The organism is Nocardia sp. NPDC019323 (assembly GCF_044389845.1).
Lineage (GTDB): Bacteria > Actinomycetota > Actinomycetes > Mycobacteriales > Mycobacteriaceae > Nocardia > Nocardia implantans.
The window spans coordinates 421,027-445,684 of the sequence record NZ_JBIRYN010000004.1 but is presented as its reverse complement, the minus strand read 5'-3'; the positions used below and the strand labels follow the sequence as shown (position 1 = coordinate 445,684).

The 24,658-nt window shown below is 69.3% G+C and carries 22 protein-coding genes; 15 read left to right on the top strand and 7 right to left on the bottom strand.

The features are described from left to right. The first annotated feature begins 1 nt into the window (after position 1). Positions 2-1,090: an ABC transporter ATP-binding protein gene (locus ACH49X_RS18695; protein WP_195079084.1), complete on the top strand. Its 1,089-nt coding sequence runs from the start codon at positions 2-4 to the stop codon at positions 1,088-1,090. 67 nt (positions 1,091-1,157) lie between these two features. On the opposite strand, the gene ACH49X_RS18690 is transcribed toward ACH49X_RS18695, so the two are convergent. Beyond that, positions 1,158-2,036 carry an oxygenase MpaB family protein gene (locus ACH49X_RS18690; protein WP_195079085.1) on the bottom strand — a complete coding sequence of 293 codons (879 nt, stop codon included), beginning with the start codon at positions 2,034-2,036 and terminating at the stop codon, positions 1,158-1,160. 40 nt (positions 2,037-2,076) lie between these two features. After that, positions 2,077-2,922, bottom strand: a complete 846-nt coding sequence (locus ACH49X_RS18685; RefSeq protein WP_195079086.1) for an oxygenase MpaB family protein — start codon at positions 2,920-2,922, stop codon at positions 2,077-2,079. 465 nt (positions 2,923-3,387) lie between these two features. Here ACH49X_RS18685 and ACH49X_RS18680 point away from each other — a divergent pair, with 465 nt between their 5' ends. From ACH49X_RS18680 to ACH49X_RS18665, 4 genes are all read left to right on the top strand, one after another. After that, positions 3,388-4,032 carry a dihydrofolate reductase family protein gene (locus ACH49X_RS18680; RefSeq protein ID WP_195079087.1) on the top strand — a complete coding sequence of 215 codons (645 nt, stop codon included), beginning with the start codon at positions 3,388-3,390 and terminating at the stop codon, positions 4,030-4,032. Positions 4,033-4,294: 262 nt separating this feature from the next. Further along, positions 4,295-5,305, top strand: coding sequence for an alpha/beta hydrolase (locus ACH49X_RS18675; protein WP_397070414.1), 1,011 nt, complete (start codon positions 4,295-4,297; stop codon positions 5,303-5,305). A 187-nt stretch (positions 5,306-5,492) separates the two neighbouring features. Continuing rightward, positions 5,493-6,329: an aminoglycoside adenylyltransferase domain-containing protein gene (locus tag ACH49X_RS18670; RefSeq protein ID WP_357205866.1), complete on the top strand. Its 837-nt coding sequence runs from the start codon at positions 5,493-5,495 to the stop codon at positions 6,327-6,329. A gap of 368 nt (positions 6,330-6,697) precedes the next feature. Next, positions 6,698-8,731, top strand: coding sequence for a TerD family protein (locus tag ACH49X_RS18665; protein ID WP_397070336.1), 2,034 nt, complete (start codon positions 6,698-6,700; stop codon positions 8,729-8,731). Between the two features lie 15 nt (positions 8,732-8,746). Here the strand turns inward: ACH49X_RS18665 and ACH49X_RS18660 are convergent, their stop codons facing one another. Further along, on the bottom strand, positions 8,747-10,477 hold the full coding sequence (locus ACH49X_RS18660; RefSeq protein ID WP_357205860.1) for a DUF3556 domain-containing protein: 1,731 nt from the start codon (positions 10,475-10,477) through the stop codon (positions 8,747-8,749). A gap of 134 nt (positions 10,478-10,611) precedes the next feature. Here ACH49X_RS18660 and ACH49X_RS18655 point away from each other — a divergent pair, with 134 nt between their 5' ends. From ACH49X_RS18655 to ACH49X_RS18625, 7 genes are all read left to right on the top strand, one after another. Further along, positions 10,612-11,310, top strand: a complete 699-nt coding sequence (locus tag ACH49X_RS18655) for a CoA pyrophosphatase (protein WP_195079091.1) — start codon at positions 10,612-10,614, stop codon at positions 11,308-11,310. A 132-nt stretch (positions 11,311-11,442) separates the two neighbouring features. After that, entirely contained in the window at positions 11,443-11,973 is a 531-nt protein-coding gene (locus tag ACH49X_RS18650; RefSeq protein WP_397070333.1) for a biotin transporter BioY, read from the top strand. Next, positions 11,966-13,087 (top strand): class I adenylate-forming enzyme family protein, encoded by a 1,122-nt coding sequence (locus tag ACH49X_RS18645; protein ID WP_195079093.1) that lies wholly within the window; start codon positions 11,966-11,968, stop codon positions 13,085-13,087. Before ACH49X_RS18650 ends, ACH49X_RS18645 begins: the two co-directional genes overlap by 8 nt. After that, a complete protein-coding gene (locus ACH49X_RS18640; RefSeq protein ID WP_195079094.1) occupies positions 13,084-14,211 on the top strand; it encodes an acetyl-CoA C-acyltransferase in 1,128 nt (375 codons plus the stop codon). The genes ACH49X_RS18645 and ACH49X_RS18640 overlap by 4 nt, the downstream gene beginning before the upstream one ends. Next, positions 14,208-14,888 (top strand): energy-coupling factor ABC transporter ATP-binding protein, encoded by a 681-nt coding sequence (locus ACH49X_RS18635; protein WP_195079095.1) that lies wholly within the window; start codon positions 14,208-14,210, stop codon positions 14,886-14,888. The genes ACH49X_RS18640 and ACH49X_RS18635 overlap by 4 nt, the downstream gene beginning before the upstream one ends. Next, the gene (locus tag ACH49X_RS18630) at positions 14,885-15,487 is read left to right on the top strand and encodes an energy-coupling factor transporter transmembrane protein EcfT (RefSeq protein ID WP_357103326.1); all 603 of its coding nucleotides are present in this window, start codon (positions 14,885-14,887) and stop codon (positions 15,485-15,487) included. Before ACH49X_RS18635 ends, ACH49X_RS18630 begins: the two co-directional genes overlap by 4 nt. Next, positions 15,480-16,886 (top strand): AMP-binding protein, encoded by a 1,407-nt coding sequence (locus ACH49X_RS18625; RefSeq protein WP_195079097.1) that lies wholly within the window; start codon positions 15,480-15,482, stop codon positions 16,884-16,886. The genes ACH49X_RS18630 and ACH49X_RS18625 overlap by 8 nt, the downstream gene beginning before the upstream one ends. A 34-nt stretch (positions 16,887-16,920) precedes the next feature. Here the strand turns inward: ACH49X_RS18625 and ACH49X_RS18620 are convergent, their stop codons facing one another. The 3 genes from ACH49X_RS18620 to ACH49X_RS18610 form a co-directional block, all read right to left on the bottom strand. Further along, the gene (locus ACH49X_RS18620) at positions 16,921-18,264 is read right to left on the bottom strand and encodes a DUF5933 domain-containing protein (RefSeq protein WP_357103320.1); all 1,344 of its coding nucleotides are present in this window, start codon (positions 18,262-18,264) and stop codon (positions 16,921-16,923) included. Positions 18,265-18,413: 149 nt separating this feature from the next. Then, positions 18,414-19,781, bottom strand: coding sequence for an amidase family protein (locus tag ACH49X_RS18615; RefSeq protein WP_357205852.1), 1,368 nt, complete (start codon positions 19,779-19,781; stop codon positions 18,414-18,416). 144 nt (positions 19,782-19,925) lie between these two features. Beyond that, positions 19,926-21,146, bottom strand: a complete 1,221-nt coding sequence (locus tag ACH49X_RS18610) for a CdaR family transcriptional regulator (RefSeq protein WP_067799311.1) — start codon at positions 21,144-21,146, stop codon at positions 19,926-19,928. 398 nt (positions 21,147-21,544) lie between these two features. Here ACH49X_RS18610 and ACH49X_RS18605 point away from each other — a divergent pair, with 398 nt between their 5' ends. After that, positions 21,545-22,021: an HAD-IIIC family phosphatase gene (locus tag ACH49X_RS18605; protein ID WP_067799307.1), complete on the top strand. Its 477-nt coding sequence runs from the start codon at positions 21,545-21,547 to the stop codon at positions 22,019-22,021. A 154-nt stretch (positions 22,022-22,175) separates the two neighbouring features. After that, positions 22,176-23,117, top strand: coding sequence for a helix-turn-helix domain-containing protein (locus tag ACH49X_RS18600; RefSeq protein WP_195079099.1), 942 nt, complete (start codon positions 22,176-22,178; stop codon positions 23,115-23,117). 17 nt (positions 23,118-23,134) lie between these two features. On the opposite strand, the gene ACH49X_RS18595 is transcribed toward ACH49X_RS18600, so the two are convergent. Next, positions 23,135-24,010, bottom strand: coding sequence for a sigma-70 family RNA polymerase sigma factor (locus tag ACH49X_RS18595; protein ID WP_357103313.1), 876 nt, complete (start codon positions 24,008-24,010; stop codon positions 23,135-23,137). 105 nt (positions 24,011-24,115) lie between these two features. Here ACH49X_RS18595 and ACH49X_RS18590 point away from each other — a divergent pair, with 105 nt between their 5' ends. Beyond that, positions 24,116-24,463, top strand: a complete 348-nt coding sequence (locus ACH49X_RS18590) for a DoxX family protein (RefSeq protein WP_195079101.1) — start codon at positions 24,116-24,118, stop codon at positions 24,461-24,463. Positions 24,464-24,658 lie beyond the last annotated feature (195 nt).

The window sequence follows — 24,658 nt, the reverse complement described above, 5'->3', positions numbered from 1 at the left end:
GATGGCCGAGGTGCTGGTCCGCGATCTGGTCAAGACCTATCCCGGCGGCACGGCCCGTGCCACCGACGAGGTCTCGCTGGAAATCGCCGACGGCGAGTTCATGGTGCTGCTCGGGCCGTCCGGCTGCGGCAAGACGACCTTGCTGCGCATGATCGCGGGGCTGGAGCTGCCGGACTCGGGGCAGATCGTGATCGGCGGCAAGGACGTCACCTACCTCGAACCACGGCGGCGCAACCTGTCGATGGTGTTCCAGTCCTACGCGGTGTTCCCGAACAAGAAGGTCGCCGACAACATCGGCTTCGGCCTGCGCGTGCACGGCGTGCCCGCCGACGAGATCCGGCGCAAGGTCGCCTGGGCCGCCGAACTGCTGCAGCTGACCCCGTACCTGGACCGCTACCCGGCGCGGCTGTCGGGCGGGCAACGGCAGCGTGTCGCGGTGGCGCGGGCGATCGTGATGGACGCCGATGTGCTGCTCATGGACGAGCCGTTGTCCAACCTCGACGCTCTACTGCGGCTGTCGTTCCGGGCCGAGCTGAAAAGACTGGTCGCGGAGCTGGGCACCACGACCATCTACGTCACCCACGACCAGGTCGAGGCCCTGTCGCTGGGCAACCGCGTCGCCGTGCTGCGGGACGGGGCGGTCGTCCAGTGCGGCCCGCCGACCGAGGTCTACGACGACCCGGCGACGGAATTCGTCGGCGGGTTCCTCGGCAGCCCGCCGATGAACTTCCTCACCGGCCCGGTCGCCGCGACCGAGGCCGGGCCGCGCTTCGATCTGGGCGGCCAGTCGCTCGCCGTTCCGGCGGCGCTGTCGTCGTTCGCGGGCGGCACGCTCCGGCTCGGCATCCGTCCCGAGGCCATCGTGGTGCGCGAAGGCCCCGCGGAGGCGACAATGCGCGGCGAACTCGAAGTGCTCGAGCCGCTCGGCTCATCGACCCTGCTCACCCTCCGCGTCGGCGGGCAGACCGTGAAAGTCCAGGCGCCGCCGGGCTTCCGCGCCGCCGAGGGCGACACGACCGATCTGTACCTGCCGCCCGAGGCGTGCCGCTGGTATGACCCGGAGACCGCAATGCTCTTGCGATACAGGTGATCCGATCACCGGGGCCGCTACGGCGCCATGCTGGTGCGCACGGCGACCTCGCATATTCCGCCGAGGGCTATACGACGGTGGCTCCGGTGACGTAGCGCAGCCGCATATCCCAGACCGCGGCGCGCATGCTCAGTCGCATGACGGCCCGCGGAGTGAGCCGGTCGAGCACCCGTAGCAGGCGCTGCCAGCGATCGAATCGTTCTTGCTCGACGGCGGTCCAGGTGCAGCCCAGCTTGTCGCGCAGCTGTGCCGGGAGGTAGCCGACGGTCATGAACAGATTCCAGTCGCCGAACAGCGCTTGGAACGGGGCGGGGAGGAAGTCGAGACGGGCGATGCCGATGAGGAAATCGCGCATCCGGTCGTCGAATTCGAGCCGATCGAGTCGGTTGTTCCGATACTGCTGGAAGGCCGCGCGATCAGCGGGCCACATCTCGCGCGGCACTTGCAGGGTGGTCGCGAAGACGGCCGCGGCGCGATGCACGGCGTCGGGATCGTGGTAGGTGCGGCCACCGCGCAGCCGGCGGGTGTCTTCGAAGACCGCGCTCATGCAGGCCGCGACCCACAGTTGCAGGTGGGGATCGAACGCGCTGTAGCGTACCGGGCTTCGCGACGACGACCGCACCTGAACATGCGCGTCGTTGACCGCCTCACGATAGATGCGACGGTCCTGGGCATTGCCCGCGACAGCCACCGCGATGTAGGTCATTGTGGTGCGACCGCGCTTGATCGGGTGCTTGTGGAGGTTGCCGCTGTCGACTTTGCTCTCCATCACCCCGTAGGCGACGCCGGCGTCGGCGAGCTGCATCACGACATTGGCCGCCCCGTAGGCCGGTGACAACCATGCCGAGATCTCGTCGGCGAGAAACAGTGTGTCGAGCGAGTCGGTTTCGCGTCGTCTCGCTCGCGTGGTCGCGGGTGCGGCTTCCCGGGCCGCGGGCTGGCTCATGATTTCGTCCTTCTCCGGCTTCTTCGACGGGACAACGATGTCAGGGGAGCACGGCGGTGCGGTGGGCGACCGGATGGCGGATCTTGTCCGGCAACAGCCGATCCAGCATCCGCACCGTGGTGACGGCGCGGTCGAATCGCTTCGCGCGCGCGGGTGACCACGCCAATCCCAGCCGGTCCCGCAACTCGGGCGGCATCATGCCCGCGGTGGTCAATCGGAGCAGTGCCGCCAGCGGAACGGCGAACCCGTTCCACACCGTTTGCGGCAGAGGCAGCCGCGGCGGCACCGGCATCGGCTTGCGGTCGAGTTCCAGCAGCAGATCGGTGGCGGCATTGCGTTCGAGGACGTCCGCGACCGTGCGCCGGTAGTACGCCCAGAATTCCGCGCGCGTGCGCGGGACGACCCGGTCGGGGATGCGCAGAACTCCGGCGAGGTCCTGCCATTCCCGGAACAACGCCTCCTCGCGGTCGGTGTCGACATGTCCGTCGAACACTCGGCGGACCTCCGCCGGGCCCGCGTAGCCGGTGGCATGCACCCACAGATAGGCGTCGGCGTTGAGCGCGTGGTAGCGGCGTCCGTGCGCGTCGGTGCCTGCGATGTCGCGGTGGACCTCGCGCAGCCGCAGCCCCTCGGCGAGCGCGGCCTCCGACCCGTGGAATCCGTTGATCCGCCGCACCGAGGCGAAGGTGCGGGTGATGCGCGCCCACCGATCGCTGAGGAACTCGGAATGATCGATGACGCCCGCGCCCACCACCGGGTGCGCCACCTCCAGCAGCAGCACGGCCCGGCTCGCCAGCACGGTGCGCCAGTCCACGCCCCATCGCCAGGTCGCCGAACCCGGGCCCACAGGGCGGAGCGCGGACGTCGTCACTGGTTCCTGTTTCATCGTCGACATTCTCAGCCGTCTCTTTCGCTGCCGAGTGAGGTCGGAAGACCCGAAAAAAATACCGTCCCGTCATCCGGGTGGGCGATGTCCGCCCCATCCAAATGATAGAGAGATGTTCTGATTCTATCATTCCGTGCTGCGCTTGCCCAGTGTCGGGGACCGAAGGCGTCTCTGGGCTTTCGTCCAAGACATGTGTTGCGCTGAGTCGGCGGAGACGTCGCTGTAATCGTGGCGTGCTGCCGAATCCGTGCGTTGATAGGTAAAAGCCACCTCTCTATCGGTGAGGCGATGAAATCTGCGTCTGGTCGCCGACTGCGCCCTCGTTCGCGCGCCGAGGAACTTCATCGCCGGATTGATCCGACTCCGCCCCGTCCGGAGTCGGAATGTCGTGCCCAACTGCTTGCGACCCGAGATCGGTATGGGTAGATTCCAACCGATTGCAAATTGCAATCAGAAAGGGTTTCGATGTCACAACAGGTGCGCGTGCAGAACTTCAACATCTACAGCGACGGATACGGCGCCGGGGAAGGGCAGACCTTGGAGCGGCCCTTCGGTCACGCGGATCCGAGCGCGCTGTTCGCTTGGTGCGGCGCCACCGCGCACTGGCCCAATCGGACCGACCCCGGCGGGACCTACGGCCTCGACGACTACTTCACGCGCGACTTCCGCAACAACATCGGAGCGGAGATCATGGGCCGCAACAAGTTCGGCCCCCAGCGCGGGCCGTGGGACAACCACGACTGGCAGGGGTGGTGGGGCGACGAGCCGCCGTTCCATACACCCGTGTTCGTCCTCACCCACCACCCCCGGCCATCGTTCACCCTGGGCGAAACCACGTTCCATTTCCTCGACGCGTCTCCACAGGAGGCGTTGGCACAGGCCTTCGAGGCCGCCGACGGCAAGGATGTGCGCATCGGTGGTGGAGTTCGCACCGTCCGCGAGTTCCTCGACGCGGACCTGATCGACCAGATGCACATCGCCGTCGCCCCGGTCGAACTCGGTCGTGGGGAAAGACTGTGGGCCACCCCGGACGAACTGACCGACCGCTTCCATCTGGAACGGGTCCCCAGCCCCAGCGGGGTGGTACACCACTTGTTCTGGCGACGCTGACAGCGGCGCGGTCTCGCCTCTTGTGTCGCACCCTCAGAGGCGATCCAGCCGATTCGTGAGGTGTCCAGATCTGTCGAACGGGGAAGCTGCGCCGCTTTCCCCGGTTCTAGCGTTGGCGGAACTCATGTGCGTCGAGCAGCTGCATCGGCGCCGGGTGGACGAACGCGACGGTGGAGGAAACCAAACGATGAGACGACGTTCGGACTTCGACGCCGGATGGACTGCCGGACCTGTCGAGGATTCCGCGAGAGTGCGAATCGGAATGGTCTGCCGCTCCATGGTGCACGCGCTCGTTGTTCTGGCGGCGGTGTTCGCGGTGACCGCGGGTACGGTCACGACGGCATCGCCCGCGCGGGCCGATGCCGCGTCGATCACCGGTTCGTGGGCGGAGGACGAGCGCACGGTGCAGGTGCGGGTGCATTCCGCGGCGATGGGGCAGGACATCATGGTGAAGGTGCTGCGCCCGGCTGATCGTTCGGTTCCGCGGCCGACGTTGTATCTGTTGAACGGGGGCGGCGGGGGTCAGGACAGCGCGACCTGGCAGAAGAACACCGATGTGCTGCGGTTCCTCGCCGACAAGGACGTCAACGTCGTGCAGCCGGTGGGCGGGCGCTGGAGTTATTACACCGATTGGCGCGCGCCCGATCCGAAACTGGGTGTGTACAAGTGGAAGACGTTCCTCACCGAGGAACTGCCGCCGCTGATCGACGCCGAGTTCGGCACCACCGGGGTGAACGCCATCGCCGGCCTGTCCACCTCCGGTACCTCGGTGCTGCAACTGCCCATCGCCAAACCGGGCTTGTACCGGGCGGTCGCGGCTTACAGCGGTTGCGCGCAGGTCAGCGACCCGATCGGGCGCGAGTTCGTGAAACTCGCGGTGGAGAGCTGGGGCGGGGGCGACACCGAGAACATGTACGGCCCGCCCGACGACCCGATGTGGGCGGCCAATGATCCGTACCTGCACGCCGACCAGTTACGCGGCATACGCCTGTTCCTGTCCACCGGAACCGGCGTTCCCGGAATGTACGACGTCTACAACGGCTCGCATATGCAACCCGGCCCCCGTGGCTACCTCAACCAATTGGTGCTAGGGGGCGTGATCGAGGCCGCGGTGAACTGGTGCACGCACAACATGCGCGATCGCCTCGACTCCCTCGGCATCCCCGCCACCTATGATTTCCAGCCCACCGGGACTCATTCCTGGGGCTATTGGCAGGAAGCGCTGAAGAATTCCTGGCCCGTACTGGCCGACGGGCTGGGCCTGCCGCACTGAGGCCGTCGGGCGCCGCGGCTTGATCAGAAGTGGTTCGCATCGTGCCGGAGGATCCCGAGTTCCGAGCATGGCTGCCACCTGATCGACCTCGGCGGGTCCGGGCGGCCCGAGTCGGCGCCGGCGGACAGCTCCGGTGATTCCTGCGACTTCCGGCCCGGGACCCGGCCTCGGCGGGATACTGGCCCGCATGACCCACGTCCTGGTGGATCCCCACGTCCTTCCAGCCGAGTTGCGTCCGTACCTCGATGCTCTCGCGCTGCGCGCTCGCACCGTCTGCGGATCTCATCTGGTGAGTGTCTTCGCGGTGGGATCGGTCGCGCTCGCCGACTATCGGCACGGGCGCAGCGATGTCGATGTGGTGATCGTCGTCGCCGCGTCGCTGCCTGCGCGGAGCTTGCATGACCTGGCCGAATCGCTCGCGCATCCGGCGCTGTCCTGCCCGGCGGCCGGGCTGGAGCTCGTGGTCTACGACGCGGATTTCGTCGCAGCGCCATCCAGAGCGGCCGGTTATCTCATGGACCTGAACACCGGTCCGATGCTGCCGAACCGCGTCAGTTTCGATCCGTCCGATTCGGCAGCGTTCTGGTACGTCATCGACCGCTCCATCGCATACCAGACCGCGTGTCTCCTGTACGGCGCTCCCGTGCGGCAGATCATGGCGGCACCGTCGCGGCGCGACGTTCATGCCGCGCTCCTGGGCTCGGTTCGCGAACACGCCGGGGGAGAGGGCCATCTGGGCGACAACCGGGTGCTGAACGGCTGCCGAGCGGTAGCGTTCTGCCGCACGGGCCGCTGGCTGGCCAAACGCCGAGCCGCGCAGATGATCGCGGCCTCGGAGCCAGAGTTCGCCCCCCTCATCGAAACAGCCCTGCGCAGCTTCCAGCGCCCACGCTCGGCAGCACTCCCACTGCCCGCCACCGACGTTCGAACCTTCCTGGCTTGGGTGGAGAACCGCGTCGACGAAGCCGCGACCCAGGCAGCGCTCGGCGATGGTGTGGAAACCAACAGCGGCACAGACGAATAGCGTCATTCTCGCGCGGTAGGCCAACGGTCTCGACCTGTCTCCGCTATGGAACCGCGCCGACGGGAAGCCCAGCCTTAACATGTAAGTTTGTCGATATGCGCATCCAACTATGAAATTCCCTACAAAGCGCGCAGTCGGATCCGCATAACCGAAGCAAGGAGGAGGAGCCGGGCGTCGGCTCCAGCGGGGGCCACGCCGCAGCCCGCACCGCGGTCCCTTCGCGGAGTGTGTAACAGCGGAATCGCTCACCCCGAATAGCAGTGCGTCGCAGCCAGGTTGCCTGCGATGCATTGGGGGCCGGGATCTGAACCGGCTGACGCGGATTTCCTGTCACCGCGCGTTCCGGATTGTAGAAGGGTGGAGCCTTGATGTCGTCGATTCTGGCCAAAGGGCAGAACGTCTCGCTGCCGGACGATGTGGTTCGCATCGATGTCGTGCTCGGGTGGACCGAGACGGAGATCGAAGTCGACGCGTCCGCATTATTGCTGCGTGCGGACGGAAAGGTCGGCTCGGACAACGATTTCGTCTTCTACAACCAGCCGGAATCGCCCGACGGATCGGTGCGCTTCTTGGGAACGAGCGCGACCGAGGAAGGAGCGCAGGCCCGGATCGCGATCGACTTGTCCACGGTTGCGGACACGGTGCACACCGTGGCGCTTGCGGGCAGCGTCGGCAGCGGCACCTTCGGGCAGCTCGGCAAACTCGCGTTCCGGGTCGTGGACGGCGCGGGACAATCGCTCGCCGAGTACGTCACCGCCGATGCCACCAGTGAGTCGGCGTTCGTGTTCGGCGAGGTGTACCGCCGTGGTGGGGTGTGGAAGGTCCGGGCCGTGGGCCAGGGATGGGAATCCGGGCTGGCCGGGCTGGCGATGGACTTCGGCGTGGACGTGGACGACGATACCGAGCCGGATCCGGTCGACCGGCCGCTCGGTGACGTCCTCGCGCAGGAACCCCAGCGGACCGTGCCTGCGGACGTGAGCCCAGCCGGTGCCGCCACGCCGGAGAAGATCACCCGAACGGATGCTCCGGCAACGCCTGCCAAGGGCGTGCGGACCGCCAAGCGGGTCGCGAAAAGGGCGAGGCCGATGGAGTTCGAGCTCGCCGAACACGAGGGATGGCAACCGGCCCGGCTGTTCTCGGTGTTCGGCGTCGGCGCAGGAGAAGAGCAGGAACGGCGTGCCACGTCGGCGCTGATCGCCACCATGCAGGCCGTGCGTCCGTTCGCGCGGGCCTTGTGCGCCAGGATGGGCGCTCCCGCGGGCGCCTTCGAGGGGTACGTCGAGGTGCAGTACCAGCGGGGAGAGTCGACCGTCATTCCGGACGCGGTGCTCAAAGTCGTCCGGGGCAGCCGGCTGTGGACGGGTTTGCTGGAGGTGAAGACGGGCAACGGCAAGCTGAGGCGCGAACAGCTCGAGAGCTACCTCGAAGTGGCGCGCAAGAACAAGTACGACGTGGTGGTCAGCTTGTCGAACGACGTGCCCGCCGGGCCGGGCGAGCTTCCCGTCCAGGTCGATCGCCGCAAACTCGCGAAGGTGGCGCTGCGGCATCTGTCGTGGGCGGAGGTGATGCACGAAGCGCGGATGCTGCTGTCACACGGTGGCATCGAGGACGATCTGCAGAACTGGATACTGAGCGAGTTCCTGCGGTACCTCGGCCATCCTCGGTCCGGGGCGCACGAGTTCGTCGACATGGGCCGCCACTGGGTTGCCGTCCGCGACGCGGTGGTGGCAGGCACCCTCCGGGCCGGCGACCAGAAGGTCCTCACCGTCGCGGACGCCTGGATGTCGCTGTCGCGGCATCTCGCGCTGCGGCTGACCGCGGAGCTCGGTGTCGGCGTGAAGCATGTGCTGCCCCGCCGGCACCGAGCGGATCCGGCCGCACGCAACGCGGCCGTCGCGGAGCGATTGGCGGGCGAGGGTAGCTTCGAGGCGGTCTTGCGGATTCCGGACACCGTGGGCGATCTGACGGTGGTCGCCGATGTGCGCACCAACAGGATTCGCTGCCGTACCACGCTGGACGCGCCGAGTGAGGGCACCGCAGGCCGGCGGCTGGCATGGTTGCTCAGGCAACTCGTGGACGCTCCGGGTGACGTGCGGGTCGAAGCGGTGTTCTCGGTGCGGGGCAACGAAGCGTGTGAGCACCTCGACACCGTGCGAGAGAATCCGAAGGCACTGACCGACGGCCGGTCAGGGGAAATCGTGTCCTTCTCGCTGGAACAGTCTTTTCCGATGGGCAACAGGCGATCCGGCTCCGGGACCGCCGCGACGTTCATCGCCAGTGTGACAGCGGCGACGGATGCGTTCTACGGATCGGTCGTGCAGCCGTTGCGGGGGTGGGTGCCGCCGGCGCCGAAACAACCGGAACCGGCCGAGACCGGCGTCATGACGTCGGTGGATGCCTGAGCCGCTGCTGTCGGATCACTGCTCCGTGCTGTAGTGCACGCGCACCGGCACGTCGTCGGCCCACGGCTGGCGGGTCACCATGTCGGCGACATGTACCTCGCCCCGTTCGAACTCGCCGGTGGCGGCGTCGACGAGGCGGTATTGCTGGGTCTTCCGGTGGATCGGCTGGGCGTCGAGGAGCACGACGCGCACTTGGCCGGGTTCGAAGTGGCAACGGCGGTGCAGCGCGGCGATGAGTTGTTCGTTGTGCAGGTGGCCGTCGCCGAAGTTCCAGCCGATGGCGGTGCTGCAGATCCGCTCACCGTCGGTGATGGTGTACTCGTCTTCGCGGCCGGGCGGCATGGCGCGGTGCACGAGCGTGAACAAGGCGCGGCCGTGGGTGTTCATGGCCCGGAAGGCGTACCCGAGAAACATCGGGATCTGCGCCCGGTCCTTGCCGTAGAACCGCTCCAGCTGGGCTTGCGGCATGCTGGCTATCGCGACGACGCCGTTGCCGATCTTCTCCGCGGCCGAGGGTTTGACGCACCACATGGTGGTGTCCCAGTTGCCCGCGTAGTACCGCATGCCCGGCAGGAAGGAGATCTTGCGGGGGAAGAGGTTTCCGGCGATCACGATGCTCGCGAGCACGACGAACAGCACCGCCACCGGCACGGGCTCGCGCAGGCTGTCCAGACCGAGATCGGCGTGCGCGACGAACAACGCGACGACGCCGAAGATCATGAAGACGTTCCACTCCAGCGGGACGCCCATGGGAATGGCGGTGAGGATCGCCAGGTGGAAGCACACCATCACGATCGCCGCGATCGTCGTCGGCCAACCCCCGTGGGAGAAGAACAACACCAACGGAACGCACATCTCGACGACCGTGCCGCCGTGGGCGAAAAGGCGGGACAACCGCCCGGGGCGCAGATCGTCGGGAAAGCGTTCGAAGAACGCGCGTTTGAGCGGCTTGGGCCGGAACACCGGGCTGTTGGACATCATCGTGGACACCACGAAAGGGAAATGCTTGTTGAGTTTCGAGGTGGCCGCCCCCATCCAGATCACGACGAAGACGACCTTCGCCGCGACGATCGAATCGGCTCCGGGGAGAAGGAAGGCGACTGTGAGGGTGGCGTAGACCTCGCCCCGCGCGGCCAGGAAGATCACTTTGTCGCGTAGTCCGAGTACCGCGAGCAGCGCGAGGACCACCAGCACCTGCCAGTGCGGCAACAAACCCACGGTGGTGCCCAGTTCCGGTATCGGGCCGGTTCCATCGGACAGCAACGCGACCGCTGTCATCGCCAGCAGTGCCGCGTACAGCGCGACGTCCACCGGCGTGCGGTTGTCGCCCTTGGTGAGCGGTATCCGTCCGGGCCACGGTGGCAGGCGAATGGTGTTGGGGCGCAACCAGTACAGGATCGAGCCGAACGGCGGGAAGTACCGGTTGTTGAGCGGTCCGAATCCGCAGCCGAGCCCCACCACCTCGAACAGCAGCGTGTAGAGCACGATCTTCTGGAAGACGATCGGCTCCGACCACCAGGCGCCGATGTCGGTGAATCCGTCGATGCCGTCGGTGGTCAGCACGATGAGCCAGCCACCGAGGGCGTAGAGGCAGATCTTGGCGACGTAGAACAGGTGCAGCGCCGCCGGTGTGCCGAAGCCGACCTCGGCCCAGTGCCGGGCCATGGGACGGATGCGCTCGGCCCGCGTGCCCTTGCTCCACTCCGCCATGTCGACCACCGGCAGGTCGGGCTCGAGAAATCCCATCAAGCACGCTCCGATCGCGAACGCCCGGGGCGCATCCGGGCCCCGGAGGTTCCCGATACGGTGACAGGTGAGACAGTTGCTGTCAACGACTTCCTTTGTCGCGCTCGTCCGCGGGGTCGGGCAGGATCGAAGTCATGGAGTCGACCTCGAAAACGCCGCTACCCAGGAGCATCGACGAATTCCGCGTGCTCGCGCAGGCTCGCTTGGCCGCGTTCCCGCGCGTCGAGGTCGCCGATCTGCCCGGTGTGCGCCGCGCGGCGGTGGTGCTCTGCGTGGTGGAGGAGTCCGACGGACCGCTGTCGGTGATCGTCATCAAGCGGGCCTACCGTGGACGCAACGCCGGACAGTGGGGTCTGCCCGGTGGCCGTTTGGAGGAGGGCGAGAGCGCCGAACAAGCCGCCTTACGGGAACTGCGCGAGGAACTGGGCCTGGACGCGACTCCCGATGACCTGCTCGGCGCGCTCGACGACTTCCCGGCGGCATCCGGTTTCACGATCACGCCCCTTGTTCTGGCGCTGACCGGCGCGACGCGGCTACAGCCGGATCCGGACGAGGTCTACTCGGCGCACCTGGTCGATCTGGCCCGGGTCGCCGCAGAGGACACCCCGCGCTGGGTCCGCGCCGAGGACGCGGTGCGGCAAGCGGAATTGCGCGACGACACCGCGCCCGCGGGCGAAGCGGGTCTGCTGCAGATGCGGCTCGGCCCGAAGATGACCATTCACGCACCGACCGGCGCGCTGCTGTGGCAATTCCGCGAAGTCGTCCTGCTCGGCACGGACCCGTCGGCGGCCAGAGTCGCCCACTTCGCGCAGCCGCAGTGGACCCACCGGTAGCACTGCGACGCTCGGTGCGCGCCGCTCTGGCCGGTTTGCTACCTTGAACGTCGTTCAAGTTCTAGGCGGAGGGTTGTCGTGGAGGGTGTCGAGAACTCTCGGGAGCCGAGAGTCGGTGTTTCCGCGCGGGACATGGCGCAGATCGCCGTCTTCGCGGCGCTGATCGCGGCGCTCGGCCTGCCCGGCGCCATCACGGTCGGGTTCAGCGGCGTGCCGATCACGGTGCAGACCCTCGGCGTGATCCTGGCCGGTGCGGTGCTCGGAGCGCGTAAGGGCACGGCCGCGGTGCTGGTGTTCCTGGCGCTCACGATGCTCGGCCTGCCGTTGCTGTCCGGCGGGCGTACCGGTCTGACCGCGCTGGCAGGCCCCAGTGCCGGCTATCTGATCGGCTGGATTCCCGCGGCGTTGTTCATCGGACTGGGCACGGCCCGCATCCTGCCGAAATACCCGGTCGTGCTCGGTCTGCTGATCAACGCCGTCGGCGGCCTGCTGGTCATCTATCTCTTCGGCACCGCGGGCCTGCTGCTGCGCACCGATCTCGGCGTGCGGGCCGCTGTCACCGCCAATTTCGCGTTCATCCCCGGCGACCTGCTCAAAGTCGTCGTCGCGACCGTGGTGGCCAAAGGGGTGCATCGCGCGTATCCCGGTGTGATCCGTGCGTAGTCCCGAACTCGGCGGAGCGGGCGACGCGCCTGCCGTCGACTTCGGCGGCCGCCGCTTCACCTACCGGGAACTCGACCGTGCGATCGAGCGCTGGATCGCCCGCGACCCGGACGCGGCGGTCTACGACGCGTCGGACCTCCCCGTTGCGGACGCGCTGATCTGTGTCTGCGCAGCTGCCCGCCGCGGCATCCCGGTCTTCGTCGAGAATCCCGCCGCGCGACCGCACCGTGCCGATCTTCCGCCGGCGGCGTTCCTGCTGGTGGCGACGTCGGGCTCGACCGGACACCCGCGGCCGCTGGCGCGGACGGCCGCCTCCTGGTACGACAGTTTCCCCGCGTTCACCCGGATCACCGGCGTCCGACCGGACGACCGCGTCTTGCTCACCGGACCGCTGCACGCCACCATGCATCTGTTCGGTGCGCTGCACGCGCTGTGGCGCGGCGCGTGCGTCACCGATGACCGGGCGCGGGCCACGGTGGTGCACGCGGTTCCCGCGGTACTGCGTGACGTGGTGGCCGGCTGCCCGCGCCTGCGCACCGCGATCGTCGCGGGCATCGCGCTCGACGACGGTGCGCTGGCGACGGCCGGTCACCTGCAGGTCGTCGAGTACTACGGCTCCTCGGAGGTCTCGCTGGTGGCGGCGCGGCGTGTTCCCGAGCCGATGCGGCTGCTCGACGGGGTCGAGGCCGAGGTGCGCGACGGACTGCTCTACGTCCGCACGCCCTACCGGGTCCTCGGCGCGCCGGACTGGTTCGGCGTCGGCGACCTCGCCGAGCTGGGTGACGACCGTGAGCTGACCGTGCTGGGCAGGGGTGACTGCGCGATCAACGTCGGCGGCACCGTGGTGGTCGCCGAGGAGGTGGAGCGGGTCCTGGAATCGCTCGACGGCATCGCCGCGGTGGCGGTGATCGGCTCGCCGCATGCGGTGTTCGGTGAAACCGTCACGGCCGCGGTGCAATTGGACGGCCGAGCCGGGCTCGACGAGGTGCGGTCGCGAGCGCGTCGCGTTCTGGCGAAAGAGGCGATGCCCCGCCGGTGGGTGCCGCTGCCCGCACTGCCGCGCACCGCCGCGGGGAAGGTGGCCAGGGGCGAGCTGAAAGACTTGCTGGCATGAGCCCGGTCCCCGTTCTGGTAGCGCCGCGCCGCACGCCGATCGGCAACGCAGGCCACGGATTGTCCGACCTGACCATCACCGACCTGGCCGCTCCCGTGCTGCGCGACGTGCTGGCGTCCGTGCGCGCGGCCGGCATCGACGCCGAAGTCGACGACGTGGTGCTCGGCAACTGCCTCGGCCCCGGCGGTAATCCCGCCCGGGTCGCCGCCCTGCGCGCGGGGTTGGGTGCGCAGGTTCCCGGCGTCACCGTCGACCGGCAGTGCGGTTCCGGCCTCGACGCGGTGATGCAGGCGGCCTTGCGGGTGCGCAGCGGCGCGGAGGAACTCATCCTGGCCGGCGGGGTCGAATCGGCCAGCACCGCCCCGTGGCGTTTCTGGCCGCCCGTGGCGGACGCCGAGCCGGTGCGCTACACCCGCGCCCCCTTCGCGCCACCGGGATTCCCCGATCCCGACATGGGCGTGGCCGCCGACGATCTCGCCCGAGCGCGCGGCATCAGCCGGGAACGGCAGGACGCCTACGCGGCCCGCTCCCACGCACTCGCCGCGGCGGCCGATTTCTCCGCGGAGATCGTGCCGGTCGGCGGCGTGCACCGCGACGAACGCATTCGAGCGGGCATGACCACCGCCCGGCTCGCGCGCCTGCGCCCCAGCTTCGGTGCCGACGGCACCGCCACCGCGGGCAATTCCTGCGGCATCTCCGACGGGGCTGCGGCCATGGCGGTGACCACCGAGGCGATGGCGGCCGGGCTGCCCGCCTTGCGGATCCTCGGCTGCGCGGTGGCCGGATCCGACCCGGCGCTACCGGGTCTCGGTCCGGTACCCGCGATCCGGAAACTGTTGCGGCGCACCGGCTTCGGCGTGGCGGACCTCGGTGTCGTCGAGATCACCGAAGCGTTCGCGTCGGTGGTTCTCGCGGTGGCCGACGAGCTCGGCCTCGACGAGTCCACGATCTGCCCGCAGGGCGGCGCCATCGCGATGGGACATCCGTGGGGTGCGTCCGGGGCCATCCTGCTGGTGCGCCTGGCGAGTCGGATGCTGTGCGCGGACGGCCCGGCGCTCGGACTGGCGGCCTGCGCCATCGGCGGCGGGCAGGGGATCGCCGTGCTGGTGGAGCGAGTGTCGTGAGCGAGATCGTCTTCGACTCGGTGAGTCACCGCTTCGGTGAGCGGAAGGTGTTGCGCGAGATAGATCTGCGGATCACCGAGCGCCGCGTGGGCGTCATCGGATCCAACGGCTCCGGCAAATCGACGCTGGCGCGCATGATCAACGGCTTGCTGGCGCCGAGTTCCGGCACGGTCACGGTGGACGGCGTCGACGCCGCCCGCAAGGGCGCGCAGGTGCGCAGGAAGGTGGGGTTCGTCTTCACCGACCCCGACACCCAGATCGTGATGCCGACGGTGGCCGAGGATCTCGCGTTCTCGCTGCGGCGGTCGGGGCTGCGCAAGCAGGAGATCGCGGCGCGGGTCCAGGAGGTCCTGGAGCGTTTCGGGCTGGCGGGCCACGCCGAGCACCCGGCACATCTGTTGTCCGGCGGCCAGAAACAGTTGCTCGCCATCGGCGCGGTCCTGATCCGGCGGCCGGAGGTGATCGTCGCCGACGAGCCGACCACCCTGCTGGATCTGCGGAACGCGAGGGTCGTCGCCGAGGCGCTGGACGCGGTGGATCAGCAGGTGATCGTCGTGACGCATCAGCTGTCGCTGCTGGAGAGCTTCGAACGGGTCATCGTGATCGACGACGGGGCGGTGGTGTTCGACGGAACGCCCGGCGACGCCGTCACGGCATACCGGGCGTCGGTCGAATGATCGGCCTCTACCTCGCGGGCGATTCCCCGCTGCACCGGATACCCGCCGGGGTGAAACTGGCGCTGCTGCTGGTGTCGATCGTGGCGACCGCGGTGTTCGTGCGCACGCCGGCACAGGTGCTGGCCGTCGGGGTGGTGGTGGCTGGACTGTTCGCGGTGGCCGGGATCCCGTGGCGGGTCGCGGTGGCCCAGCTGCGTCCGCTGGTGTGGATGCTGGTGTTCATCGCCGTGTTCCAGGTGCTGATCACCTCGCCCGCGCGTGCCGCGGTGGTGTGCGGCGTGCTGGTGGTGTCGGTGGCGCTGGCGGCGCTGTTCACCCTCACCACCCGGGTGACCGACATGCTCGACGCGGTCACCCGGTGGCTCGGTCCGCTGCGCCGGGTGGGTGTCGATCCCGAGCGGATCGGCCTGCTGCTGGCGCTGGCCATCCGGTGTGTCCCGTTGCTGGCGGGGATCGTGCGCGACGTCGCCGAGGCCAGGCGCGCCCGCGGGCTGCAATGGTCGATGACGGCGCTGGTCACGCCGGTGCTGGTGCGCGCGCTGCGCACGGCCGACGCGATGGGCGACGCCCTCGCCGCGCGAGGAGTGGACGATGACTGAACTGCTCGCCGCGCGGATCGCGCGGCGGGCCGCGGCGAATCCCACGGCTGTCGCGGTCATCTCGAAACGCGAGCGGGTCGATTACGAGCGGTTCTGGTCGAAGGTCCTGCGCACCGCCGCGGGACTGGAGGGCATGCATCGGGTAGCGGTGCTTCCCACGTCCGATGTCGAATCCCTGGTGGCGGTGACCGCGGCGATGCACGCCGGGGTGAGTGTGGTCCTGCTGCATCGGCATCTGCTGCCCGATCAGCTGAGCCGGGTGCTCGCGCTGGCCGGGCCGGGCGCCGTCGTGGCCGCGCCGCACCAGCACCGCCGGTTGCGGCGGCTGGGTTTCGACGGCGTGGTGCGGACCGCCGCCGCACTGGAATCCGAGGGCGCGGTGGCCGGGGCGCACCCGGGCGCGGAACTGTTGGTGGGGATCACCTCCGGCACCACCGGCGAGCCGAAGCTGTTCGTGCGCGATCAGCTGTCGTGGGCCGCCACGCTGGATCGTTCCGACCACACGTTCGACATCGGTGCGGGTGACCGGGTTTCGGTGCCCGGCGTGCTGGACCACACGCATTTCCTCTACGGCGCGCTGCACGCCTTGACCCGCGGCGCGACGGTCGATCTGCGACCTGTTACCGACGCGCTGACCGCCGGTGCGACGCAGTTGTATTCGGTGCCGACGATCGCGTGGGACGTGGTACGGGCGGGAATCGGCCCGGTCGGCGGCGTGCGGGAAGTGCTGTCCTCGGCGGCCCGGTGGCCACGCGCGGGGCGGCAGGCGTTGCGTGAAGTCCTGCCGAACGCCTCGCTCGTGCACTTCTACGGTGCCTCCGAACTGAGCTTCGTGTCCTTCGATCGCGGGCTCGGCAGCGCCGACGAGAAATCGGCGGGCGAACTGTTCCGCGGTGTCGAGGCCAGCATCCGCGACGGCCTGGTGTACGTGCGCAGCGACATGCTGTTCGACGGCTACCTCACCGCGGACGGCGTGGCGGGCGGTCCCATCGACGGCTGGATGACGGTCGGCGACCGGGGCGAGGTCATCGGCGACCGCCTGCGACTTTTCGGCCGGGACAGCGAGATGCTGATCCGGGCGGGTCTCAACGTCGAACCGGCCGCCGTCGAAGCGGCGCTCACGGCGATACCGGGTGTCGCCGAAGCCGCCTGCGTCGGCGTGCCCGACCCGCGCATGGGGGAGGCGCCAGCGGCGGCGATCGTGGTCGGCGCCGGCGCACCGGCCGCCGACGAGATCTGGCGGCGGCTGCGCGCGACCTTGCCGAGTCCGAGTATGCCGGTGCGGGTGCTGGTCGTGGACCGGCTGCCGCGCACGCCGCGGGGCAAACTCGATCGCGCGGCGCTGGCCTCGACGCTGGCCGCGCACCACGGTGGCGATCATCCCGAGGCCGATCGCTGACCAGGGCGGGCCGATGATCGGCGCGGCGGTTGATTCACCCCCGGGCCGACTCGCTCGATTCCGCCGCCGAGGACGCACCGAACCACGTGGCGTAGAACAGGATCGACAACGCACCGAGCGCGCCGAGGATCACGATCCCGAACGGGATCGGGTGCGTCGCCATCGGCACGGCGAGGAAGCGGATGCACAGCAGCACCCCGGCGCAGACGGCGACACCCATGGCCACGAGTCGCGCGCGCCCACGGTCCCAGCCCCGATCCGGATCGCGCAGCGCGGATTCCACCGTCAGGCACAATGCCGCGCCGACGACCAGATCGACGCCATAATGCGCGCCGAGCCCGAGCGTCGCGACGAGTGTGCACACCAGCCAGAACGCCCCGCCCCAGCGCAACCACAGCGGGCCGCGCCTGGAGTGGATGAACAGCGACAGCGCCCAGGCGGTGTGCAGCGACGGCATGCAGTTGCGCGGGGTGATGCCGTCGAAGCGCAGCGCATCGATCGAGGACGGCACCGCGGGTACGACATCCGGCCAGACGTCGGCGATCTGGAAGCCGAGCCCCTGCGGTCCGTAGGCGAGCACCGGACCCACCACAGGGAAGGCCACGTACCAGATGGGTCCGACCACGCCGAGGGTCAGGAAGGTGCGCACCAGGTAGTGCCGTGGCCAGCCGCCGGTCGTCACGTCGCGCAACTGCCAGGCCGCGACCAGCACGGCCGCCAGCGGAAGCTCGAAATACACCCAGCGCACCACGCCCGTCGCCACCGGTCCTGCCACCTCGAGCGCGTGGCCGACCAGCCACGACGGGCTGGCGAGGGCGCGGTCGGCGGCCTGCACGTATGGATCGAGGACCAGCGGGCAGGCCCACGCGGTGATGTCCAGCCAGATCTCGCTGATCTTCGTCGCCGCTACCAGCAGCGCGCCGAAGGCGATGGTGCGCAACGCCGTGTGGCGGCGCTGCCCGTCCCACCGCACGAACGCGACCACCGCCAGTGCGGTGAGCACGATGGTCGGACCGTTGCCGACGGTGAACGGACGTCCTTCGACCGCCCTGATCACGACGAACAGCAGGTCCACGGCGACGGCCGCGGCGACGGCGCCGACGCGAGCGCGCGCCGTGATCCCGACCAGGGCCAGCAGGAACCCCGCCCACGGTGTGGTCGCCGACTTCGGCGTTCCGGCATAGTCACGCGCCAGGCTGGTCAGCGGTCCCAGCGCACCGATGTGCGCGGCCATGACTTCACCGCCGACGAGTGCGAGCGCGATGACCGCGACACCGCACCACACGACCACCGGCCGGAACCGACGCTCGCGGAGCTCTTCGATACCCACTCGCTCGCCCGGTGGGGTCAAGCTCCCCTGCACGTCGTTCACAAGCACCGGGACATCGTAAACGCGACATTAACGGCATATGGACGGGGAGATCCCCTGCGGGCCGCGCGATGCCGACTCGTTCGATCCGGTTGGCGTGGATGTCGAGTCCGTCGTCCACGCGGCAACGCCGACCGCAGCCGTTGGGTAGCGACCAGCTACGGTGTCGTCGCGTCACCCAGCGGGGCGTGGCGCGGCCACGGACGAATCCGCTCCAGTTGCGCGGCGACCGCAAGCAACGTCGTTTCGCCGCCGGGCGCCGCGGCGAACTGCACACCGATGGGCAGTCCGATGTCCGACAGCCCGGCGGGAACGGATATCGCCGGGTAGCGAACCGTGTTGAACGGCGGCGTGAACGGGATGAAGCGCGGCACGTCGAGCAGGGTGCGCAGAAAGCCTTTTCCGGCGAAGGCCCCGACCGGCACCGGCGGGGTAGCCAGGGTGGGGGTGAGCAGCAGGTCGTGTTCGGTGAACCACGCGGCGAATCGTTCGGACTGCCGTGCCGGGGGAGCGTCGGGCACGCGGCGCACCCGGCCGATCACCCGTCCTGCCCGGGCTACCTTGCGGGTCAGTGGTTCCAGCAGGTCGGCGCTGAGGTCGGTGGTGTCCTCGGCGACGCCGGCGAAGTAGCGGGCGAGGAAGCCGAGCGCGTCCTGCGGCCGCCACGGCGGCGCCACCTCGGTGACGGTGTGCCCCGCAGCGCGCAGCGCTTCGGCCGTCGCCAGCACGGTCGCGCGCACCTGCGGGTCGACGGACGCGCCGAGCACCGGTGGCTCGGTGGTCATGCCGATCCGCAGGGGCCGCTCGGGTGCGGCGGGTGCCGGATACCGCTCGCCGGTGAGCACACCGAGGAGCAAGGCCGCGTCGGACACCGTGGTGGCCAGTGGTCCGAACGTCGATATGCCGAGCCAGTTGGAGCCGAGTTCGGGCGGGCGCGCGATCACGCCGTCCCCGGGCTTGAGGCCGACGAGCCCGCAGCACGACGACGGGATGCGGATCGAGCCGCCGCCATCGGAACCGATTGCCAGCGCGGCCATCCCGGCGGCGACCGCCGCGGCGCCGCCACCGGTGGAACCGCCCGGCGTGTGCGTGAGGCGCCACGGGTTGCGGGTGATGCCGTGCGCGGCGCTCTCGGTGACCGGCCACTGGCACAGCTCGGGCACATTGGTCTTGCCGATCAGCAGCGCGCCCGCGGCGCGCAACCTGCGGACCAGCTCGGTGTCGGACTCGGCCGCGGTCTGCCGCGCCGCGCGTGACCCGTGGCCGGTCACGCACCCGGCGAGGTCGAGATTGTCCTTCACCGCCACCGGAACTCCGGCCAGCGGGAGGTCGGCGAGATCGCCCCGGGTGGCCAGCGCGCGGGCTTCGCGGCGGACCTGCTCGTGGCGCACGATCCGGAAGGCGTTGATCCGCGCGTCCAGCGCCGCGATGCGCGCCAAGTGCTCCTCGGCCACCTCGAGCGGGGACACCGTCCGGCTGCGCACCCCCGCCGCGATCTCCCCGGCCGACGCGCCTGCCCATGTCATCGCAACCTCCTCGGTACCTCCGGTCGCGACGATCGGGGCTGTGCCGACACCGGCCTTCGGAACTGGTGGCTCACGGTAATCGCCGAGGCGTGACGCCACAACGATCAGCGTGTTGCCGCTCGAGGGGAGCGCTGCGGCGGGGGATCAGGTGGTGCGATACGTGCGGGCGACCAGTGCCGAGCGCAGGTACCACAGGCCCGACGGCTGGGACGGGTCGAATCCGGTGAGCTGACCGATCCGCTTGAGCCGGTAGTCGACGGTGTTGGTGTGCACGTGCAGCACGCGTGCCGTGCGCTGCCGGTTGAGATTGTTGGCGATGTGCCGTTGCAGCGTCTCCAGCAGTTCCGGGTGCGCGTCCAGCGGATCCAGCAGCGAGCCGAGGTACTCGCGGCCGGGCCCCGGTCTGGTCAGCTGGTATTCCAGTGCCAGCTCGTCGAACCGGTAGAGCCCGGCCACCGCCTCCAATCGCTGCACCATGTCCAGCAGTTCGTGCGCCTGATCGGCGGCGGTGGGAATCTTCTCGGGAGTGGCCTCCACCATGGTCGCGGTGACGCCCACCTGCGCGGCGTGCGACAGCTGGGTGACCAGGGCGTCGAGCTGCTCGTTGTCCAGATGCCCGGACGGGATGAGCACCGTGCCGCCGTCCACGCTCAGCAGCGACAGCGCGGCCTCGCCGCAGCGCGTGGCCAGCTCGGCCTGCACCCTGCGCAGTTTCCTGCGGGCGACGACCTTGCCGTCCACCATCGGGTTGCGTTCTTCGCGGTGCGGCGGGATCGCCACGGCCAGAACGGCATACGACGGCGCGATGGCGATGCCGCATTCGCGCGCCATGGTCGAGGTGCTGTGCCCGCCGAGCAGCGCGGAGGTCAGCGTGTGCACGGCGGTGTGGTGCTCGCTGACCACCGCGCGCAGTTCGCGGACGTAGGCCATGGAGACGGCCGAGTTGATCATGTCGAGCATCTCCACGACCATCTTGGCGCCGTCGACGAGGTCGTCGTAGTCCTTCATGGTCGCGTCGGACACCACCAGTTCCAGGCCCATCTTGAAGCCTTCGTGGATCGAGTGGTGGATGGTGTCGATGGGCACCCCCTCGCGCGCCCATCCCGCGGCGGCGTCGCCGAGGCGCTGGAGTTTCTCCGGGAGGTCCTTGCCGTCGAGCATGCTCACTGCCAGCTCCAGGCAGACCCGGGTGATGGTGGTGACGTCGCCCGCGATCGCGTCACCCGGTAGCGTTCCGCACGGGATGACATTCTCGACGAAGTGGCCGACCATCTGACGCGATAGCCCGCGCACGTCCTTCAGCGGCGACGACATCGGCTTTCCCGACAGGGTCAGACTCGGCCGGGCCGAACTGTCGACGGACATTGGCGACTCCCTTCCGCCCACGATTGCTGTGCAGCGCATTCACACTAATCGGTCGATCTGCTCTGCGGACCCGATCGACGGGTTCTGTGAGAGCAGGTGAGACGGTTCGACGGGGAGTTGTTATCGGTCACAGCAGCTGGACAGGCGACCGATTTTCCATGGCGGACGGCCGGCTTCGAGCACGGGACCCCGGGCTCGGCGCCGTATGCCGGGGGGCGGCGGGTTCGGTCGTTGCCGCGAGTCGCGGCCGACATGCCGGTAGGATCACCCGCGCCGGTCATGGCCATGCAACCAGGGTCTTGTCCGGCACGTGTCGTGTCCTGGATGGTGTGCAGTGCCCATCCGCCGCGCACGCCACGGCGGAAAGGCAGTGATGACGCAACGATAGGGGCAGGGCGATGACACCGGCTCTGAGATGTCTTGTCTGGGAACTGGACAACACCTTGTGGGACGGAGTCGTGTGCGACGCGACCGTCGGTGCGTTGCGGCCCGCCGCGCTGCGCACCCTGCGCGTGCTCAGTGAACGGGGCATCTGGCATGCCGTGGCCAGCCGCGGCGAACGCGAGTGGACCCTGGACAAGCTGTACCGCTACGGCGTCTACGAGATGTTCTCGGCCGTCGAGATCGGATGGGGACCCAAATCCTCCGCGATCCTGCGGATCGCGCGCACGCTCGGTCTCGGCTTGGACGCCGTCGGTTTCATCGATCACGAGCCGGTGGAGCGCGCCGAGGTGGCCCGTGCGCTGCCCGTCGTGCGATGTTATGCCGCCAGAAACGCCGACGTCCTGCCGGTGCTGCCCGAATTCCGCCCCGTGCTGCGCACCGGGCCCGCTCCCACGCCGCCGCTCGGATTCGCCCGGGTGCCCGCGCGCTGAGCGACCGCGTAATGTACACGGGGGCAAGATGTTCCGGCTTGTGGGCCACGTGTCGCGGCGAGAACTTCCCAGTGACGCGAGGACCGTCGACGAGCCGTATCGTGGTGATGGGCAGTACGGTATCGGGTGGATTCGGCGGCGATAGGTTGTCACCATGAAGTGCTACGGCGTGACCGCCAACGATGCCCCATCGTGGACCGCGATCGCCAACAGCTTCGTTCCGATGGACTACCGGTACGGCGATCCGGAACGGTGGTATTCGGGCCTGACGGTTCAGGAGTCGGCCGCCTACCGATTGCTGCGCTGGGAGCAGCGCGGGACCAGTACCTCCTACCGCACCCGGACGAACATCCGGCACGGTCCGTGCGACGACTTCTACTGGGTGGTCATCCCCGAACAGGGCGTGTACTCGGTGCGCTATCGCGGCGAGGAGACGAAGGCGAGTCCGCACCAGGCCGCGGTGACCGCCCTCGACGACCTGTGCCAGATCCACATCCCGCTGTTGTCCGCCTACGCGATCCAGCTGCCGAGAGCCGAACTCGACCATCGGGCGGGACCGCTCGCCGAGCGCGGCATGACGATCGACTTGAACTCCGGACTCGGCCGCATCACCCAGGCGATGATCCGCAGCACCCACACCGAGCAGGCGAACCTGTCCGATCACGAGTTCAACGCCGTTTGTGACCGGATCGCCGAATTGCTGAGCCTGATCTCGCTCGGCGAAACCCATCCGCAGCGTAGTCATCACGCTCAGGTCGTCGCGCAGATCCGGCAGTACGTGCGAGCGAACGTCGGCCGCAGCGACGTGCGCCTGCCCGCGGTGGCGCACGCGCTGGGCTGGTCACCGCGACAGTTGCGCTCGGTGTTGCATCAGGCCGGCACCACCTACCGCGACGTGCGGCGGGAGGAGGCCCTGCGCGCCGCGCGCGATCTGCTGGAGGATCCCGCGCAGTCCGATCCCATCCGCGAGCTGGCGATCCGCGCCGGATTCACCCCGGCGTGGTTCTCCGCGGCGTTCAAGGCCCGTTTCGGCGAGACGCCGCGCGAATTCCGGCGGCGCAGAGCGGCGGAGCGCGCCGAGCAGCCGGTGCCGTGAAACGATCGGGGTCGAAATCACCGGTGCAGCAGGCTGATCGGGAGCTCGCGTAGCCGGGACGGATCGGCGATCACCCGGTATCCGGCCACCCGGTCGCCGCGCACCGTGACGGTGAGCGCCAGCAGCAGCCTGCCGTGCGGAGCGACGACGATACCTGCGTGACCGTCCACCAGCGCGAGCGCCGCCACCTGCGAGCGCCGCCGCAGCAACACGGTCTCCGCGGCCACCGAGGCCGCACCGCGCACGGTCGTGGCCACTCCGGCCGGGAGCGCGGCGGCGTCGGCCGTGCGGACCACGTCGGGCGCGAGGACTGTCAGCAGCCCGTCGAGGTCCCCGCCGCGCGCCGCGCGCAGAAACGCCTCGACGACATGTCGCTGTGCGGTGCGTTCCGGGTCGGCCGTGACGTCCACGCCCCGCACGCGCTGCCGGGCGCGACTGGCCAGCTTCTTGGTGGTCGGCGTGGTGCGGCCGACGATCGGCGCGATCTCGTCGAACGGCACCGCGAACAGGTCGTGCAGGACGAACGCGACCCGCTCGTCGGGTCCGAGCCGGTCCAGCACCACCAGCAGCGCCCGGCCTACGGACTCGATCAGGACCGCTTCACCCTCCGGTTCGTTCTCCTCGGCGCCCCTGTCGAGCGACGGGTGGTCCAGCGGTTCCTCGCGCCGCGCCGCCCTGGCGCGCAGCATGTCCAGGCAGATCCGGGACACGACGGTGGTGAGCCAGCCCGGGAGGTTGCGCACGTCATCGACGTCGTGACGGGCCAGCCGCAGCCAGGTCTCCTGCACCGCGTCGTCGGCCTCGCTCGGTGAACCGAGCATGCGGTAGGCGACCGCGTGCAGGTGGCCGCGCTGGGCTTCGAAATCCCCTGCCAAGCCGTCTTCGGTGGGCATCGGTCACCTTTCCGCTCCGCGGTCCGTCATCGAGATGACGGATCGGACAGCTCATCGGTGACCGGCGTCCGGACCGGGCGCGGCACCTGAGGAAAGGGTATTGCCATGGACATCGCCTATGTCGTCGCCACGGTGCTCGCCGCCGCGGCCGCCTTGCTCGCGGCGGGGATCGATGTGCTTCGCGCCGAGTGGGTGCGGGCGAATATGCGCGCCTACGGAGTGCCGGAATCGTGGCTGACACCGTTGGCTGTGGTCAAGGCGATCGGTGGGGCCGGCCTGCTGACCGGTCTGGCGATTCCACCGATCGGCGTGGCCGCGGCGGCCGGGCTGGTTCTCTACTTCGTCGGCGCGGTGCTGACCGTGCTGCGGGCGCGGCGCTACACGCATATCGGGTATCCGCTGCCGTATCTCCTGCTGGCCGCCGCCTCGCTGGGACTGTTCGTCGCGTCGTAGGCGCGCTCCCGGGCCGCACGAGGCGCCGCAGCGGGCGCGGTGGGCGGCGCCGCCGACCCGGTTCACGCCTGGTCGCCCCGGCCGGACTCGCCCCTTGCCTCGCCTGCCGGCGCCGCACGGTGATTCGCCGCGGCGGCGGGCGCGGCACGCGACGGCACCGGTTCATCCTTGGTTGCCCGGCCGGTGCTCGGCGTG

Bases quoted from the DNA above. Each gene is read 5' to 3' on its own strand.
- ACH49X_RS18695 (WP_195079084.1), top strand. From the start codon at position 2: ATGGCCGAGGTGCTGGTCCGCGATCTGGTCAAGACCTATCCCGGCGGC.
- ACH49X_RS18690 (WP_195079085.1), bottom strand. From the start codon at position 2,036: ATGAGCCAGCCCGCGGCCCGGGAAGCCGCACCCGCGACCACGCGAGCG.
- ACH49X_RS18685 (WP_195079086.1), bottom strand. From the start codon at position 2,922: ATGAAACAGGAACCAGTGACGACGTCCGCGCTCCGCCCTGTGGGCCCG.
- ACH49X_RS18680 (WP_195079087.1), top strand. From the start codon at position 3,388: ATGTCACAACAGGTGCGCGTGCAGAACTTCAACATCTACAGCGACGGA.
- ACH49X_RS18675 (WP_397070414.1), top strand. From the start codon at position 4,295: ATGGTCTGCCGCTCCATGGTGCACGCGCTCGTTGTTCTGGCGGCGGTG.
- ACH49X_RS18670 (WP_357205866.1), top strand. From the start codon at position 5,493: ATGACCCACGTCCTGGTGGATCCCCACGTCCTTCCAGCCGAGTTGCGT.
- ACH49X_RS18665 (WP_397070336.1), top strand. From the start codon at position 6,698: ATGTCGTCGATTCTGGCCAAAGGGCAGAACGTCTCGCTGCCGGACGAT.
- ACH49X_RS18660 (WP_357205860.1), bottom strand. From the start codon at position 10,477: ATGGGATTTCTCGAGCCCGACCTGCCGGTGGTCGACATGGCGGAGTGG.
- ACH49X_RS18655 (WP_195079091.1), top strand. From the start codon at position 10,612: ATGGAGTCGACCTCGAAAACGCCGCTACCCAGGAGCATCGACGAATTC.
- ACH49X_RS18650 (WP_397070333.1), top strand. From the start codon at position 11,443: ATGGCGCAGATCGCCGTCTTCGCGGCGCTGATCGCGGCGCTCGGCCTG.
- ACH49X_RS18640 (WP_195079094.1), top strand. From the start codon at position 13,084: ATGAGCCCGGTCCCCGTTCTGGTAGCGCCGCGCCGCACGCCGATCGGC.
- ACH49X_RS18630 (WP_357103326.1), top strand. From the start codon at position 14,885: ATGATCGGCCTCTACCTCGCGGGCGATTCCCCGCTGCACCGGATACCC.
- ACH49X_RS18625 (WP_195079097.1), top strand. From the start codon at position 15,480: ATGACTGAACTGCTCGCCGCGCGGATCGCGCGGCGGGCCGCGGCGAAT.
- ACH49X_RS18615 (WP_357205852.1), bottom strand. From the start codon at position 19,781: ATGACATGGGCAGGCGCGTCGGCCGGGGAGATCGCGGCGGGGGTGCGC.
- ACH49X_RS18610 (WP_067799311.1), bottom strand. From the start codon at position 21,146: ATGTCCGTCGACAGTTCGGCCCGGCCGAGTCTGACCCTGTCGGGAAAG.
- ACH49X_RS18605 (WP_067799307.1), top strand. From the start codon at position 21,545: ATGACACCGGCTCTGAGATGTCTTGTCTGGGAACTGGACAACACCTTG.
- ACH49X_RS18600 (WP_195079099.1), top strand. From the start codon at position 22,176: ATGAAGTGCTACGGCGTGACCGCCAACGATGCCCCATCGTGGACCGCG.
- ACH49X_RS18595 (WP_357103313.1), bottom strand. From the start codon at position 24,010: ATGCCCACCGAAGACGGCTTGGCAGGGGATTTCGAAGCCCAGCGCGGC.
- ACH49X_RS18590 (WP_195079101.1), top strand. From the start codon at position 24,116: ATGGACATCGCCTATGTCGTCGCCACGGTGCTCGCCGCCGCGGCCGCC.